The 15,588-nt window shown below is 46.3% G+C and carries 15 protein-coding genes; 14 read left to right on the top strand and 1 reads right to left on the bottom strand.

Going from position 1 to position 15,588, the window contains the following annotated elements; genetic code table 11:
• The first annotated feature begins 48 nt into the window (after positions 1-48).
• From sdaAA to rnc, 8 genes are all read left to right on the top strand, one after another.
• Positions 49-936 carry an L-serine ammonia-lyase, iron-sulfur-dependent, subunit alpha gene (gene sdaAA, locus FED51_RS12670; RefSeq protein ID WP_010898647.1) on the top strand — a complete coding sequence of 296 codons (888 nt, stop codon included), beginning with the start codon at positions 49-51 and terminating at the stop codon, positions 934-936.
• Complete coding sequence (gene recG, locus FED51_RS12665) at positions 933-2,981, top strand: ATP-dependent DNA helicase RecG (RefSeq protein ID WP_053430937.1); 2,049 nt, start codon at positions 933-935, stop codon at positions 2,979-2,981. Before sdaAA ends, recG begins: the two co-directional genes overlap by 4 nt.
• Positions 2,982-3,127: 146 nt before the next feature.
• Positions 3,128-3,688, top strand: coding sequence for a transcription factor FapR (fapR, locus tag FED51_RS12660; protein WP_010898645.1), 561 nt, complete (start codon positions 3,128-3,130; stop codon positions 3,686-3,688).
• A gap of 15 nt (positions 3,689-3,703) precedes the next feature.
• On the top strand, positions 3,704-4,717 hold the full coding sequence (gene plsX / locus FED51_RS12655) for a phosphate acyltransferase PlsX (RefSeq protein WP_010898644.1): 1,014 nt from the start codon (positions 3,704-3,706) through the stop codon (positions 4,715-4,717).
• Positions 4,718-4,721: 4 nt separating this feature from the next.
• A complete protein-coding gene (fabD, locus tag FED51_RS12650; RefSeq protein ID WP_010898643.1) occupies positions 4,722-5,663 on the top strand; it encodes an ACP S-malonyltransferase in 942 nt (313 codons plus the stop codon).
• 3 nt (positions 5,664-5,666) lie between these two features.
• The gene (gene fabG / locus FED51_RS12645) at positions 5,667-6,407 is read left to right on the top strand and encodes a 3-oxoacyl-[acyl-carrier-protein] reductase (RefSeq protein ID WP_010898642.1); all 741 of its coding nucleotides are present in this window, start codon (positions 5,667-5,669) and stop codon (positions 6,405-6,407) included.
• An 83-nt stretch (positions 6,408-6,490) separates the two neighbouring features.
• Positions 6,491-6,724, top strand: a complete 234-nt coding sequence (gene acpP, locus FED51_RS12640; RefSeq protein WP_010898641.1) for an acyl carrier protein — start codon at positions 6,491-6,493, stop codon at positions 6,722-6,724.
• Between the two features lie 297 nt (positions 6,725-7,021).
• Positions 7,022-7,813 (top strand): ribonuclease III, encoded by a 792-nt coding sequence (rnc, locus tag FED51_RS12635; RefSeq protein WP_010898640.1) that lies wholly within the window; start codon positions 7,022-7,024, stop codon positions 7,811-7,813.
• A gap of 324 nt (positions 7,814-8,137) precedes the next feature.
• Here the strand turns inward: rnc and FED51_RS12630 are convergent, their stop codons facing one another.
• Positions 8,138-8,359: a DUF1128 domain-containing protein gene (locus tag FED51_RS12630; RefSeq protein WP_010898639.1), complete on the bottom strand. Its 222-nt coding sequence runs from the start codon at positions 8,357-8,359 to the stop codon at positions 8,138-8,140.
• 166 nt (positions 8,360-8,525) lie between these two features.
• On the opposite strand from FED51_RS12630, the gene smc reads away from it, so the two are divergent.
• The 6 genes from smc to FED51_RS12600 all read left to right on the top strand — a co-directional run bounded on the left by smc (position 8,526) and on the right by FED51_RS12600 (position 15,562).
• The gene (gene smc, locus FED51_RS12625; protein ID WP_053430938.1) at positions 8,526-12,092 is read left to right on the top strand and encodes a chromosome segregation protein SMC; all 3,567 of its coding nucleotides are present in this window, start codon (positions 8,526-8,528) and stop codon (positions 12,090-12,092) included.
• A 16-nt stretch (positions 12,093-12,108) separates the two neighbouring features.
• Positions 12,109-13,101: a signal recognition particle-docking protein FtsY gene (ftsY, locus tag FED51_RS12620; RefSeq protein WP_010898637.1), complete on the top strand. Its 993-nt coding sequence runs from the start codon at positions 12,109-12,111 to the stop codon at positions 13,099-13,101.
• Between the two features lie 135 nt (positions 13,102-13,236).
• Complete coding sequence (locus FED51_RS12615; protein WP_010898636.1) at positions 13,237-13,566, top strand: putative DNA-binding protein; 330 nt, start codon at positions 13,237-13,239, stop codon at positions 13,564-13,566.
• Positions 13,567-13,578: 12 nt separating this feature from the next.
• Positions 13,579-14,934, top strand: a complete 1,356-nt coding sequence (ffh, locus tag FED51_RS12610; RefSeq protein WP_053430939.1) for a signal recognition particle protein — start codon at positions 13,579-13,581, stop codon at positions 14,932-14,934.
• A gap of 99 nt (positions 14,935-15,033) precedes the next feature.
• Complete coding sequence (gene rpsP / locus FED51_RS12605; RefSeq protein WP_010898634.1) at positions 15,034-15,306, top strand: 30S ribosomal protein S16; 273 nt, start codon at positions 15,034-15,036, stop codon at positions 15,304-15,306.
• 25 nt (positions 15,307-15,331) lie between these two features.
• Positions 15,332-15,562: a KH domain-containing protein gene (locus FED51_RS12600; RefSeq protein ID WP_010898633.1), complete on the top strand. Its 231-nt coding sequence runs from the start codon at positions 15,332-15,334 to the stop codon at positions 15,560-15,562.
• Positions 15,563-15,588 lie beyond the last annotated feature (26 nt).

Here is a 15,588-nt window from a genome sequence, read left to right as displayed (position 1 = left end):
GGGAGAGTACGCATATGGATCAAACAACGATACGAAGGAGGTACGTGAATGTTTCGCAATGTAGCTGAACTTGTGGAGCTAGCAGAATCACAAGCGATTCCCATTTCCGAGGTTATGATTCGACAGGAAATCGAAGTGACCGAGCGATCGCGTGAAGCGATTATCGAACAGATGGAAAATCACTTAGACGTGATGGAAAAGGCCGTCAGACGAGGGATTACGGAGCAAGTGCGATCGGTTTCTGGTTTGACAGGGGGCGATGCGGTACTGCTGCAAGATTATCTAAAGAAGGGGAACTATTTATCGAGTGAAACGGTTCTTGATGCTGTCAGCAAAGCGGTGGCGACAAATGAAGTAAATGCAGCGATGGGTACGATCTGTGCGACGCCAACAGCTGGGGCGTCCGGCGTTGTACCAGGTGTCCTGTTTGGCATGGAAAAACGGTTATCTCCTACGAAAGAACAAAAAGTTCGCTTTTTATTTACGTCAGGCGCCTTTGGCTTTGTCGTTGCCAACAATGCGTCAATTTCAGGTGCTGCTGGTGGCTGTCAAGCTGAGGTTGGATCTGCGACAGGTATGGCTGCGGCCGCCCTTGTAGAGCTTGCAGGGGGAACGCCGAGTCAATCGGCGGAAGCGATGGCGATTGCGTTGAAAAATATGTTAGGCCTCGTCTGTGATCCTGTGGCCGGACTTGTGGAAGTCCCATGTGTGAAACGTAATGCAATCGGCGCCTCCATTGCGATTACGGCTGCGGACATGGCGCTTGCTGGCATTCAGAGCAGGATTCCAACCGACGAAGTGATTGATGCGATGTATAAAATCGGTCAGGCGATGCCTGTAGCATATAAAGAAACGGCACAGGGAGGGTTGGCGGCAACTCCGAAGGGTCGCGAGCTAGAGGCGAAAATTTTCGGAGTGGCCCTCGATAAAAAATGAATCAGTTGAGGAGTTTACCGGTTATGGAAGTAAGGGGGATCGGGGATGAAACAGCCAAACAGTTGGCCTCCTTACAGCTATACTCTGTTTTTGATTTGCTTGAGCACTTTCCTTTTCGTTATGAAGACTATCAAGTCCGTCCGATTGAAGAGATTAAGCATGACGAACGGGCAACAGTTGTCGGCACCGTGCAAAGTGAGCCAACTGTCCGCTATTACGGAAAAAAGAAAAATCGGATGTCGGTTCGCGTACTTGTCGGTCATGTGCTTTTAACGGCCGTGTTTTTTAACCGAGCATTTTTAAAGCAGCAGCTTAAGGTCGGCCAGGAAGTGACGTTGACCGGGAAATGGGATCAACATCGACTCACATTAACGGTCAATGAAGTTAAACAAGGAAACCATACGGAAAGAGCAACCGTTGAGCCCATTTACTCAGTATCTGGAAAGCTGACAAGTAAAACATTGAAAAAGTATATACACGTAGCGTTACGTCAGTTTGGAGAGCAAATCACCGACCCGCTCCCACCTGAGATAAGGGAACGGTACAAACTTGTGTCAAAGCGAGAAGCCGTTTTCCATTTGCACATGCCGTCCGATCGGGAAGCACTAAAACAAGCACGGAGACGGATGGTATATGAAGAATTTCTTTTCTTCCAGCTCAAGATGCAGGCGTTTCGCAAAGTGAACCGAGAGCAATCGAATGGTCGAGCTGTGAAGGTGAACGAGCAAAAGGTGGATCAATTTATTGCAGCTCTTCCTTTTTCGCTTACAGAAGCGCAAGAAAAAGTCGCAGGTGAAATTCTCACGGATATGAGCTCCCCTTATCGGATGAATCGTTTGCTACAAGGTGATGTAGGCTCAGGGAAAACGGTCGTCGCTGCCATTTGCATGTTCGCTGCAGTCACGGCCGGAAAGCAAGCGGCCCTGATGGTTCCGACTGAAATTTTAGCGGAACAGCATGCTCAATCGCTAGAACGATTGTTTGCGCCGAGCGGTGTTCGTTTGACCCTTTTGACCGGTTCTGTGAAAGGAAAACGCAGACAAGCAGCGGTAACGGCGGTTAAGGCAGGTGATGTGGACGTCGTCATCGGCACCCACGCCTTAATTCAAGACGATGTGGCCTTTCATGATCTCGGCCTTGTTATCACAGATGAACAGCACCGATTTGGTGTCGAGCAACGGCGGGCGTTGCGCGATAAAGGAGCCTACCCTGACGTCTTATTCATGACGGCAACGCCTATTCCTCGAACGTTGGCCATTTCGGCGTTTGGTGATATGGATGTGTCGATCATCAATCAAATGCCGGCTGGACGTAAGGAGATCGAAACGTATTGGGCGAAGCACGATATGCTGACAAGGGTTCTTGACTTTATGGAAAAAGAGCTGGCGAAGGGTCGACAAGCGTATGTCATTTGCCCACTAATTGAAGAGTCAGAAAAGCTTGACGTACAAAATGCGATTGACGTTCACTCTATTTTGCAACAGCATTTTGATCCGAGGTTCCAAGTAGGCTTAATGCACGGGCGACTTCATCCGTCGGAAAAGGATACGGTGATGACCGCATTTAGTGAAAACAAGATTCACATTCTCGTATCCACTACGGTCGTAGAAGTTGGGGTGAACGTTCCAAATGCAACGATCATGGTCATTTATGATGCGGAACGATTCGGATTAGCCCAGCTACACCAATTAAGAGGCAGAGTCGGACGAGGGGAGCATCAGTCGTATTGCATTTTGCTTGCCGATCCTAAATCGGAGGTTGGGAAAGAACGAATGCGCATCATGACAGAAACGAATGATGGCTTCACCCTTTCGGAAAGAGATTTAGAGCTTAGGGGACCTGGAGACTTTTTTGGCGCAAAGCAGAGCGGGCTACCTGATTTTAAAGTGGCGGATGTGGTTCATGATTACCGAGCACTCGAAACGGCTAGACAAGATGCAGCTACACTTGTGAACAGTAAAACTTTTTGGTCAGATCCGAAATACCGTGAGCTTGTCACCTATTTGCAGGCCGAGGGTGTTTTGGATGGAGAGAAGCTTGACTAAAACTTGTTGAAAAAAACAAGGCTTAATTATATACTACTCTTAGTACCTAGTCATATGTTTAGATTGGGAGAAACTGGTTGATGTTCGTATAAGGACTGATCATAATGATGAAAATAATTCAAGTGTGATACGGTGGTCGGTAGCACATGAAACGAAAAAAACAAGATAGGCAACGTCATTTGAAAGAAACGATCGATGCTAATCCGTTTATTACGGATGAGGCGCTGGCGGATCGGTTTGGTGTCAGCATCCAGACGATTCGCCTTGATCGCATGGAACTCTCGATCCCAGAGTTAAGAGAGCGCATTAAAGATGTTGCGCAAAAACAGCTGGATGAAGTCAAAGCCCTTCCGATGGAAGAAGTATTTGGTGAAATCGTGGATTTGCAGTTAGACGAGCGAGCGATTTCCATCCTGGATGTGAAAAAGGAGCATGTTTTTTCACGTACTGGAATTGCGAGAGGTCATTATTTGTTTGCCCAGGCAAACTCTCTTGCGGTCGCCATCATTGATGATGATCTAGCGTTAACGGCAAAAGCGACAATTCGCTTCACTCGGCAAGTAAAAGCTGGTGAGCGTGTGGTTGCAAAAGCAGAAGTGCAAAAAGTAGAGCGGGATCGAACCTTAGTGGTTGTTAACAGCTTTGTGGAGCAGGAGCTCGTATTTTCAGGAGATTTCCTGATGTACCGTTCTGCTCAAGAACAATAGAATGGAGAGGTTCAGATGAAAATAGCCTTAGACGTTATGGGTGGAGATCACGCGCCAGAAGCACATGTGGAGGCGGCGATAAAAGCGGTGAAAGCATTCCCTGACTTAACGATAACACTTGTCGGGAATGAAGAGGAGATCCGTCCTTTGCTTCCTGCTAATGATCCGAGGTTACCGATCTTACATACGACGGAGAAAATTGAAGACACTGATCAACCGACAACAGCAGTGCGTCGTAAAAAGGATTCGTCTATGGTGTTAGCCGTTCGAGAAGTGAAAGAGGGGCGGGCGGATGCTGTCATTTCCTCTGGGAATACAGGAGCGCTTATGACAGCAGGCCTCTTGTATGTAGGCAGAATCCAAGGGATTGACCGGCCAGCCTTAGCCCCTATGTTACCTACCCTCGATGAGAAAGGGTTCCTTCTTCTCGATGTAGGAGCGAATATGGATGGAAAGCCGGAGCATTTGTTACAATATGCGATCATGGGTAATACATATATGGAAATGGTGCGGGGCATCAAGCAGCCGAGAGTCGGTCTGTTAAATGTCGGCACGGAAGCTGGAAAAGGGAATGAATTAACGAAGGCAGCATTTCCTCTACTCGAGGCGGGACCTTTTCATTTTATCGGTAACGTGGAAGCGCGAGAATTGTTGAACGGGGCTTGCGATGTTGTCGTTTGCGACGGTTTTTCAGGGAATTTGGTGTTAAAAAGTGTGGAAGGCACAGCAGGATCAATGTTTTCTTTGTTGAAGAGAGAACTAACGAAAACGTTTATAAGCAAATTGGCTGTCGCTCTATTAAAAGGCCGATTTAAAGAGATCAAACAAGTCATGAGCTACTCCGAATATGGTGGGGCTTCGTTGTTCGGTTTGAAGGCGCCAGTCATAAAAGCGCATGGTTCATCTGTGGCATCCTCCGTTTATCATACGATTGCCCAGGCGTACGAAATGGTCAATCAGCAAGTGACGACGATCATAAAAACAGAAGTTGCCAAGGCGACAAAAGGTAGCGAAGAAAAGGGAGAGTGAGACGATGGCAAAAGTAGCATTTCTATTCCCAGGTCAAGGCTCACAGTCTGTCGGCATGGGGAGCGAATTACTTTCAGAGGAAAAAGCAAAAGAGATTTTTGACGAGGCGGATGAAAGACTCGGCTATTCCCTTTCAAGCATTATGTTTGAAGGGCCAGAAGAAAAATTGCGCCGGACGGAAAATACGCAACCGGCCTTGTTGACGATGAGCACGGCCGTTTTATCGCTCGTGCGTGAATATGGAATCAAACCTGATTATACAGCCGGTCATAGTCTAGGGGAGTACAGTGCCCTTGTGGCTTCAGGCTCTTTAACGTTTGCCGATGCTGTGTACGCTGTTCATCACCGTGGATTGTTTATGGAAGAAGCGGTACCATTCGGCGAAGGAGCAATGGCTGCCATCCTTGGCATGGAGCGGGACGAATTAGAACAAGTAACGAAGCGCGTAACAGAAGCAGGGGCTGTCGTTGAACTTGCAAACTTAAACTGTCCTGGACAAATTGTCATCTCAGGTTCTGCTGAGGGTGTCGAACAAGCATCAGAGGAAGCAAAGGAAGCAGGGGCGAAGCGAGTGATCCCATTGCAAGTGAGCGGACCGTTTCATTCATCGCTTATGAAACCGGCTGCCGAAAAGCTTGAAGCCGTGTTAGCCGATTTGGCAATCGCTGATGCCGCTCCACCTGTTATTGCCAATGTGACAGCAGATCTCGTTCAAAAAGCCGCTGACATTCGCTCATCTCTCATTGAGCAAGTGTACTCTCCAGTTCGTTGGGAGGACACTGTTCGTCGCATGCTTGAGCTCGGAGTGGATACGTTCGTGGAAATCGGATCAGGAAATGTGCTCTCAGGCCTCGTCCGCAAAGTACAGCGCCGGGTTAATGTTTTTTCTGTGAGTGATCGGGCAAGCATTGAAGCGATGGTAAAAAAATTGGAACAGGAGGCATAAGCGATGCTACAAGGAAAAACAGCGATTGTTACAGGGGCATCTCGCGGAATTGGCCGAGCAACAGCGATGGAACTGGCACGTCATGGAGCGAATGTCGTGGTCAATTATGCAGGGAATAAGGAGAAAGCGGAAAAAGTCGTTGCTGAGATTAAAGAACTCGGAGTGGAGGCAATTGCGATCCAAGCCGATGTAGCTGACAGTGAGTCGGTCCAAGCAATGGTCAAAGAGACGATCGATACTTTCGGTGCAGTCGATATTCTCGTCAACAACGCAGGGATTACAAGAGACAACCTATTTATGCGCATGAAAGAAGAAGATTGGGATGCGGTGATCGATACGAATTTAAAAGGAGTTTTCCACTGTTCGAAAGCTGTTACACGACCGATGATGAAGCAGCGGTTTGGGCGAATCATTAACGTATCGTCTGTTGTTGGTGCCATTGGGAATGCTGGACAAGCGAACTATGTTGCGGCCAAAGCAGGTGTCATTGGCTTAACGAAAACACTTGCCCGTGAGCTTGCTAACCGTAATATTACGGTAAATGCGGTCGCTCCAGGGTTTATTGAAACAGATATGACCGGTGAATTGCCGGAAGATGTCAAAGCACAAATGCTAGGGCAAATTCCCCTTGCTCGTCTAGGACAGCCTGAGGAAGTGGCAAAAGCGGTTCGTTTCTTAGCGTCCGACGATGCTTCTTACTTAACAGGACAGACGATCCATGTAAATGGCGGAATGGTCATGTAACGAAAGGATCTTGACAGGATGTTTCAACTTTAGCTAAAATGCTTCTAGCTTATAGAAGCGCATTTTGAGAGGAGGTGAACAAAATGGCAGATACATTATCTCGTATCACTAAAATTGTCGTTGATCGTCTTGGGGTTGATGAGGCGGAAGTGAAGCCAGAAGCTTCATTTAAAGATGATTTAGGAGCGGATTCTCTTGATGTTGTTGAGCTCGTAATGGAGCTAGAAGATGAATTCGATCTTGAAATTTCAGATGAAGAAGCAGAAAAAATTGCGACGGTTGCTGATGTGGTTGAATACATAGAAGGCCGTCAGTAAGTTTAACAGGTCCCATGTGTTTATATGGGACCTCCTTTTCTACAACATGCTTTTCTCGTTTTATCCCGTTAACTAGCGTTAGGACTTTCATTTTAAGGCTTAAGTAAAAAAACGAAGTAAACGTGGATAGAACTGGATTAAAATGTCACAGCGAGTGACAATATCTGTGTGAACAGCGTCGTGCTGGCCACAGAAACAACCGATTGATTTAACTAACATTCAGTGGTGATTGAAAAAACTCACTGAATGGAGTTTCACTTTATCGTGAAAACTGTCCTATCGTTTTTGGAGGTCGACATGCCACATTCGAAAAACCAACGCAAGCATAGACATCATTCGCATTCAGAGCGGAGACGACAACCGAAACGTTTAACGCTCACAGCAAAACAGCAGCAAATGTTTGATGAGCTCCTCCGCACGCTCAATCTAACGTTTGCCAATAAAAAACTTTTGGTTCAAGCATTTACCCATTCATCCTATGTGAATGAGCATCGAATTCAATCATGTAAAGATAACGAACGTCTGGAATTTCTCGGAGATGCCGTTTTGGAATTGGCGGTATCGCAATATCTCTATAAGGCGTTTGAACAGATGAGTGAAGGGGATATGACCAAATTACGTGCTTCGATCGTCTGTGAGCCATCCCTTGCCCAATTGGCAGAGGAGCTCCATTTTGGGGAGCTTGTGTTACTTGGGAAAGGGGAAGAAATGACGGGAGGGCGTAAGCGTCCCGCGCTATTGGCTGACGTATTTGAATCGTTTGTCGGAGCTCTTTATTTAGACCAAGGAATGGACGCAGTGTATTTGTTTTTAGAGCGAACGATTTACCCGAAAATTAGTGAAGGTGCTTTTTCTCATATGATGGATTTTAAAAGTCAGCTGCAGGAGTTCATACAGCGAGATAATTTGGGTCACATCCACTATGAAATTGTCCAAGAGCGGGGTCCTGCCCATAACAGGGAGTTTGTTTCAGAAGTCGTTTTGAACAATGAGACGCTCGGAGTCGGTACAGGTCGCTCAAAGAAAGAGGCCGAGCAACATGCTGCCCAGCAAGCATTAATTACATTGAGTCAAAAGAAGGAGCAATAACAAGAGGCTCAGGCAAAACTGGCCAAACGTATTAAAAAAGTTCGGGCTTTTTTATTTTGATGATCCGAACCTTTTTGTTGTTGATTCATGGATCGTCTGTTGTTAGTCGCATCAAGCGAGTGGCTTTTAAAACAATCACCCCATCTAAAATAACACCTAAAAAAGAGTGGCACTCATCGTCGCGGTGAGTGCCACTCCTACTGTATTTTGTCCTAGCCCTTTTTCGCACCATTAACAGTGAGTGAGCCAAAAAGGCATGGAAACACGATATAAAAGGCTAGGAAAACTGGTGGTAAGCTAAGTCTTTTTAATTATAGACGTCTGTTATTTGCGAAGCCTTCCTAGCTCGACGGCGATCGCATCCATTTCGCTGACGCTGAAGTTGTTTTTCTTTTTAATCATGTCATAAATGTCTCGTAAGTCCTCGTAGCGGCTCATATCCACACTATCTGGGTTGAGAACAGACCCATTTACAACTTGGAGCTTCTTTTTAATTTCCTCGATCATAAACACGACATTTTCTCGGCTTTCCTCGTTTAAATTCATGGTCACAGTCCTTTCTTTAAGTAATGAACTAATTATGCAACATCGTATCATACCTAAGACGTTTTGTCTTATTGATTTTATACGTAAAAACAGCTTGTTTGATTCGATTCCATTGGTCTTCGCTCTATGATAAAATAAATAGGCTGTAGAAAGTGAGGTTTGAACGATGTTCCTCAAACGTTTAGAAATTGTCGGATTTAAATCATTCGCCGAACAAATGACCGTTGAGTTCGTAAAAGGTGTAACAGCGGTTGTTGGCCCAAATGGAAGTGGAAAAAGCAATATTTCAGATGGCATTCGCTGGGTGCTCGGTGAACAGTCGGCAAAGTCGCTCCGAGGGTCAAAAATGCAAGATATTATTTTTGCAGGAAGCGATACACGAAAGCCATTGAATTTTGCTGAAATCAGTTTGGTGCTCGATAACGAGGACCAGCATATTCCGATCGACTATAGTGAAGTAAGTGTCACACGGCGTGTTTATCGTTCTGGAGAGAGCGAGTACTTATTGAACCGTCAGCCATGCCGGTTAAAAGACATTGTCGATCTTTTTATGGACTCTGGCCTAGGACGAGAAGCGTATTCGATTATCGGCCAGGGGAAAGTGGAAGAAATTTTGAGCAGTAAGGCAGAGGATCGCCGCGTCATTTTTGAAGAGGCGGCCGGTGTGCTTAAATATAAAACGCGGAAGCAGCAAGCGGAAAAACGCCTCGATGACACACAGGAGAATCTGAATCGCGTCGAGGATATTCTTCATGAGCTTGAAGGCCAAGTCGAGCCTTTAAAAATTCAAGCATCCGTGGCAAAGGACTATTTAGAAAAGAAAAAAGAATTAGAGCAAGTTGAGATTGCCGTCCTTGTCTATGATATTGACCGGATACATACAGAGTGGAACAAAGCAAAGGAAGCTCTTGATCTATTAAAAGAACAACATCGAGCTTTAGAGCAGCAAATCAGCGAAAAAGAACAATCCGTGCAAGGATTGAAGCAACAGATCGCCCAATTGGATGAGGAAGCCCAAATAGCCCAGCAACAGCTTTTATCGGCAAGTGAAACATTAGAAAAACGCGAAGGCCGGAGAGATGTGTTGAAGGAGCGGCTCAAAAATGCTGCGGAAAATCGGGAGCAACTTTTGCAGACGATCCGTGAAGGTGAGGAGAAGGTCGCCTCCCTCAAAGTTCATTTAGCAAAAGAAGAAGAAGCGAAACAAAAAGCTTACGAGCAAATGACTGCGCTTGAAGCAGAAATACGCAATCAAGAAAAAGCTCTTCACGGAAATGAAAAAGAACTGGAAGAAACGGTCGATCGGTTAAAATCTGATTACATTGAACTATTAAACGAACAAGCATCGCTGCGAAATGAGACGCGCTATTTAGAAGAGCAGTTGCAGCAGCTACAGCAAAAGCAGGAACGGCTCATCCGAGAAAATGAAGCGTATTTTCAAAAGCGAAAGGAACTGGAAGCACAGGAAGAGCAAGAGCGCATGCAGTTTGAAGCAAAGGAAAAACAGCTTCACCTTCTTGTGGACGAGTACCGGAACCAGCAGCGGAAGGTAGAGCAAGTAACTCGCGTCTACGAGCAAAAAGAAAAGCAACTGTACGAAGCGTATCAGCTCATCCAGCGATTAACGTCGCGGAAAGACGTTCTTGAAGAAATGCAAGCTGACTTCTCAGGTTTTTTCCAAGGGGTTAAAGAGGTGTTAAAAGCGCGCCACTCCACTTTAAAAGGAATTGTGGGTGCGGTCGCCGAACTCGTTACGGTGCCAAAGCCATATGAAACAGCGATCGAAATCGCCTTAGGTGGAGGAGCACAGCATATCGTTGTCGAATCAGAGCAGGCGGCGAGACAAGCGATTCAGTACTTAAAGCAGCAACGCTTTGGCCGAGCGACCTTTTTACCTCTTCCGGTCATGAAAGGGCGCGAGCTTCCAGCGGCCTCTATGCAATTGATTCAAGAACATGATGCATTTGTTGGGATTGCTAGTGAGCTTGTATCGTTTGATCAACGCTTCACGCCAGTCATTAGGAACTTGCTCGGTCACGTCATCGTAGCGAAAAGCTTAGAAGGAGCGAATGCTATAGCTAGGTTACTCCAACATCGTTACCGCATCGTCACCCTTGAAGGAGATGTGGTCAATCCTGGGGGTTCTATGACAGGAGGGAGTGTCAAACAAAAGCAAACCCCGCTTCTTGGCCGTCAGCGCGAGCTAGAAGAATTAACGGACAAACTAAAGCAACTAGAGAAGGCGGCGGCGAAATTAGAGCAGGAAGTTAAACAACAAAAAAACGAACGAACAGAATTGCAGCAATTGATCGAGGACTTACGCTTACAAGGGGAAGCTGCCCGGGCTGAAGTTGATGAAGCGAAAGAAACGTGGCAGGCGGTTACCTATGAAGTGAAGGCGATGCGCGAGCGTTTATCATTGGTCGACCGCGAGCATGAGTCGTTTACTGATGAAGAAACGCGAATTCGCGCTCGGCTTGCTGAATTAAAGCAATTGCTTACGAGTGCCGAACAGGAAGCGAGCAAGATGCAGCAAACGGTTGCGGAGATTGAAGGAAGGCTGAAGCAGAGCCAATCATCCAAGGAAGAGCGGCAGTCACAATTAACCGAATTGAAAATCCAGCTTGCAACGGCGAAAGAGCGGTATGGCAACATTGAAGAGCAACGAGCAAGGGTCTCTGAGCAGCTAGCTGAGGAAAAGGAAAAACTTCGGGAGCGAAAAGAAACGTTTCAGCTGTTGGAGACAGAGCTGTCACAAAGTACGAGTGGTGAGCTTTCCTTGGACGAGCAAATTGAAAAGAGTCGTCAAGAAAAAAGCGAGTTAAGCGAACATGTTGCCCACTTGCAAACAAAGCGGAAGGAGCTCGGAGGACAGCTTGAAGCAGAAGAACAGCTGTTGGCCGATCTAGGACGAAAACGTGCTTACATGTCAGAATCCAGTCGCGATGCCGAAGTGAAGGTGAACCGCCTAGACGTCGAGCTTGACAACCGTTTAAACCAGCTACGGGATGAGTATGAGCTAAGCTACGATCTAGCGAAAGTGGAATATCCATTAATGATGGAGATCGGAGAGGCGCGAACAAAAGTAAAGCTCATAAAACGAGCAATCGAAGAGCTAGGGACGGTGAATCTAGGGGCGATTGAAGAATACGAACGGGTAAGCGAACGCTATGAATTTTTAAAGGAACAGCAAGCAGACCTTGTCGAAGCAAAGGAAACGCTACACAATGTAATTGAAGAAATGGATGAGGAAATGACGAAGCGGTTCCATGATAGTTTTACAGAAATTCAAGCCCATTTTCGCGTCGTCTTTAAGGAATTGTTCGGCGGTGGAGAGGCTGATCTTGTGTTAACAGAGCCGGACCAGCTTCTGACAACGGGTGTTGACATTATGGCACGGCCACCTGGGAAGAAACGACAGCACCTCGGACTGCTTTCGGGTGGTGAGCGGGCGTTGACGGCGATCGCTCTCCTATTTTCGATTTTACGATTTCGCCCCGTTCCGTTTTGTGTGCTTGACGAAGTGGAGGCTGCCTTGGATGAGGCGAATGTTAGCCGGTTTGCGAAATTTTTAAAGGACTTCAGTGATCAAACGCAGTTTATCGTTATCACCCACCGCAAAGGAACGATGGAAGAGGCAGATGTCCTTTATGGCGTGACGATGCAAGAGTCCGGGGTTTCTAGGGTGATCTCGGTCAAATTAGAAGAAACGAAAGAGTTAATCGAAAGCTAAGCTAGGAGGGAACGACATGAGCTTCTTTAAAAAGCTAAAAGAAAAAATCTCAACACAAACAACAGAAGTAACGGAGAAATTTAAGGCAGGGTTAGAAAAAACACGGGATTCCTTTGCGGGGAAAATGAATGACCTCGTCTATAAATATCGCAGTGTGGATGAAGACTTTTTTGAAGAACTAGAGGAAATATTAATCGGTGCCGATGTAGGTGTGACAACGGTTATGGATTTAGTGGAAGAATTGAAGGATGAGGTGCGCAGACAGAACATTAAAGACTCGAAAGACATCCAGCCGATCATTTCCGAAAAATTAGCCGAGCTTCTTGAAAAAGAGGGAGGCGAGACCGAGGTAAATCTTCAACCAGCTGGATTATCGGTTATCCTTGTGGTCGGGGTGAACGGTGTCGGAAAAACGACCTCAATCGGTAAGCTGGCCCATATGTATAAGCAACAAGGAAAAAAAGTAATCTTAGCCGCTGGCGATACGTTCCGAGCGGGTGCAATTGAACAGCTCGAAGTGTGGGGTGAACGGGCAGGCGTCGATGTCATAAAACAATCTGAAGGCTCTGACCCTGCAGCTGTAATGTTTGACGCGATTCAAGCAGCAAAATCGCGGGAAGCGGACATCCTCATATGCGATACAGCTGGACGATTGCAAAACAAAGTGAATTTAATGAAAGAATTGGAAAAGGTGAAACGGGTCATCTCCCGTGAAATCCCTGGTGCACCGCACGAGGTGTTGATCGCCCTTGATGCAACGACAGGACAGAACGCCATGTCGCAAGCCAAAACGTTCAAAGAAACGACCGACGTGACAGGAATCATCTTAACAAAATTAGATGGAACAGCGAAGGGGGGGATCGTCTTAGCAATCCGGCACGAGCTTGACATTCCGGTTAAGTTTGTCGGCCTTGGCGAAAAAATAGACGACCTCCAGCCATTTGATAGCGAGCAATTCGTCTATGGCCTCTTTAAAGACATGGTGGATGAAGAAGAGGGCAGAGAGTGAGGCCTTTATTCAATTGTTAAGAAAAAAACTTGACACGTAAATCTGATTACGGTAAGATGAGAACTCGTAAAGGAATTTCACTTAACAATGTGAATTTCGAGCGTGTTCGTCGAAGCTTCGTGAAGGGGTGAGGGTGTGCTTGATAAAACGTTGCGAATGAATTATCTATTTGATTTTTATCAGTCGCTGTTAACGGAAAAGCAACGAAAGTACATGTCACTCTATTATCTCGATGATTTTTCTCTCGGTGAAATTGCCGAAGAGTTTGATGTGAGCCGCCAAGCTGTTTACGATAACATCAAGCGGACGGAAGCAATGCTAGAAGAATATGAAGAAAAGCTTTCGCTACTTGCCAAATTCGAGAAACGTTCCGAGATATTGCAGCAATTGAAAGAAGCTGTTGACAAGCAAGCGACTTCAGAAGAGTTGATGGCGTTGCTTGAATCTCTTGATACGTTAGAGTAGGAGGCGACATGTATGGCGTTTGAAAGTTTAGCCGAGCGGCTGCAAGATACGTTGAAGAAAATTCGCGGAAAAGGGAAAGTAAGTGAACAAGACGTAAAAGAAATGATGCGTGAAGTTCGTCTGGCTCTCCTAGAAGCGGATGTAAACTTTAAAGTGGTGAAGCAATTCATCGCCAATGTGAAGGAAAAAGCCCTCGGTCAAGAAGTCATGAAAAGCTTGACACCTGGACAACAGGTCATCAAAGTCGTCAATGAAGAGCTGACGGCGTTGATGGGAGGTGAGCAAAGCAAAATTGCAGTTGCGAGCAAGCCGCCAACGGTCGTGATGATGGTCGGTCTTCAAGGGGCTGGGAAAACGACGACGACGGCGAAACTTGCCAACCATTTGCGGAAAAAGCACAACCGGAACCCGATTCTCGTCGCTGCCGATATTTATCGTCCGGCTGCGATTAAACAGCTTGAGACATTAGGTAAACAATTAAACATGCCTGTGTTTAGCCTCGGTGATCAAGTAAGCCCTGTTGAAATTGCGAAACAGGCGATCGAGCGGGCGAAAGAAGCGCATCACGACTATGTGCTCATCGATACAGCTGGACGTCTTCACATCGATGAAGAGCTGATGGATGAACTGCAACAAGTAAAGGAAGTGGCCAAGCCAGATGAAATCTTGCTCGTCGTTGATGCGATGACAGGGCAAGATGCGGTTAATGTGGCGGAAAGCTTCCATGAGCAGCTCGATGTTTCCGGCGTCGTTTTGACGAAGCTGGATGGGGATACTCGAGGCGGAGCTGCCCTCTCGGTTAAGGCGGTTACGAACACGCCGATCAAATTTGCCGGGATGGGTGAAAAGATTGACCAGCTCGAACCGTTCCACCCAGAGCGAATGGCTTCGCGGATTCTTGGGATGGGGGATGTGCTGACACTCATTGAAAAAGCGCAATCCACTGTCGATGAAGAAAAAGCGCGTGAACTTGAGAAAAAAATGCGCACAATGGACTTTACGTTCGATGATTTCTTGGAGCAACTCGACCAAGTGCGGAGCATGGGACCGCTCGATGAACTGCTCGGAATGATGCCAGGGATGAACAAAGCGAAAGGCTTGAAAAACTTGCAAGTGGACGAGAAGCAAATTAGCCGCGTTGAGGCGATTGTCCGTTCCATGACGAAGCAAGAGAAACAAGATCCTAGCATCATTAATGCGAGTCGTCGTCGACGGATCGCGAAAGGAAGCGGGACGGCGATTCAAGATGTCAACCGGCTGTTAAAGCAGTTTGAAGAGATGAAAAAGATGATGAAGCAAATGACGAACATGGCAGGCAAAGCCAAGAAGAAAGGGAAAGGCTTTGGAGGCTTTAAAATGCCGTTTTAATGTAGGTAACATATCCTTTTCTCTAGTTTTTCTTGAATGCTAGCGAAAAAGATGTTATTATAAAAAATTGTGTGAAATGATTTTGGAGGTGTCAAACGAATGGCAGTAAAAATTCGTTTAAAACGTATGGGTTCTAAAAAAGCCCCATTCTATCGTGTTGTTGTAGCAGACTCTCGTTCTCCGCGTGATGGACGTTTCATTGAGGAAATTGGAACATACAATCCACTCACGCAACCAGCGAAGGTTGAGTTGAAAGAAGACCGTGCGCTTGACTGGATGTTAAAAGGTGCTAAGCCTTCTGACACGGTTCGTAACCTTTTCTCAAAAGCTGGTTTAATGGAAAAGTTACACAACGCAAAAAACGAAAAGTAATCGATAAAATGTAAAGGGGCCGATGATGAAAACGTTAGTAGAACATATCGCAATGGCGCTTGTGGATCATCCTGATGATGTTCGTGTTTCTGAGCACGATGATGGCCATTCTTTGCACATCGAGCTGTCGGTTCATCCGGATGATATGGGAAAAGTGATAGGGAAGCAAGGTCGCACAGCGAAGGCGTTACGTTCTGTCGTCTATGCAGCAGCGACAAAGCAAAAGAGGCGAGTTCGGTTAGACATCATCGATTAATCCTAAACATGACGGCAGAAAGGGTG

This window comes from Halalkalibacterium halodurans, assembly GCF_005671335.1.
GTDB classification, from domain to species: Bacteria; Bacillota; Bacilli; order Bacillales; family Bacillaceae_D; genus Halalkalibacterium; species Halalkalibacterium halodurans.
This window is presented reverse-complemented; position numbering and strand designations above follow the sequence as displayed.

Bases quoted from the DNA above. Each gene is read 5' to 3' on its own strand.
- smc (WP_053430938.1), top strand. From the start codon at position 8,526: ATGTTCCTCAAACGTTTAGAAATTGTCGGATTTAAATCATTCGCCGAA.
- acpP (WP_010898641.1), top strand. From the start codon at position 6,491: ATGGCAGATACATTATCTCGTATCACTAAAATTGTCGTTGATCGTCTT.
- fabD (WP_010898643.1), top strand. From the start codon at position 4,722: ATGGCAAAAGTAGCATTTCTATTCCCAGGTCAAGGCTCACAGTCTGTC.
- plsX (WP_010898644.1), top strand. From the start codon at position 3,704: ATGAAAATAGCCTTAGACGTTATGGGTGGAGATCACGCGCCAGAAGCA.
- ftsY (WP_010898637.1), top strand. From the start codon at position 12,109: ATGAGCTTCTTTAAAAAGCTAAAAGAAAAAATCTCAACACAAACAACA.
- sdaAA (WP_010898647.1), top strand. From the start codon at position 49: ATGTTTCGCAATGTAGCTGAACTTGTGGAGCTAGCAGAATCACAAGCG.
- ffh (WP_053430939.1), top strand. From the start codon at position 13,579: ATGGCGTTTGAAAGTTTAGCCGAGCGGCTGCAAGATACGTTGAAGAAA.
- FED51_RS12600 (WP_010898633.1), top strand. From the start codon at position 15,332: ATGAAAACGTTAGTAGAACATATCGCAATGGCGCTTGTGGATCATCCT.
- recG (WP_053430937.1), top strand. From the start codon at position 933: ATGAATCAGTTGAGGAGTTTACCGGTTATGGAAGTAAGGGGGATCGGG.
- rnc (WP_010898640.1), top strand. From the start codon at position 7,022: ATGCCACATTCGAAAAACCAACGCAAGCATAGACATCATTCGCATTCA.
- FED51_RS12630 (WP_010898639.1), bottom strand. From the start codon at position 8,359: ATGAATTTAAACGAGGAAAGCCGAGAAAATGTCGTGTTTATGATCGAG.
- rpsP (WP_010898634.1), top strand. From the start codon at position 15,034: ATGGCAGTAAAAATTCGTTTAAAACGTATGGGTTCTAAAAAAGCCCCA.
- fabG (WP_010898642.1), top strand. From the start codon at position 5,667: ATGCTACAAGGAAAAACAGCGATTGTTACAGGGGCATCTCGCGGAATT.
- fapR (WP_010898645.1), top strand. From the start codon at position 3,128: ATGAAACGAAAAAAACAAGATAGGCAACGTCATTTGAAAGAAACGATC.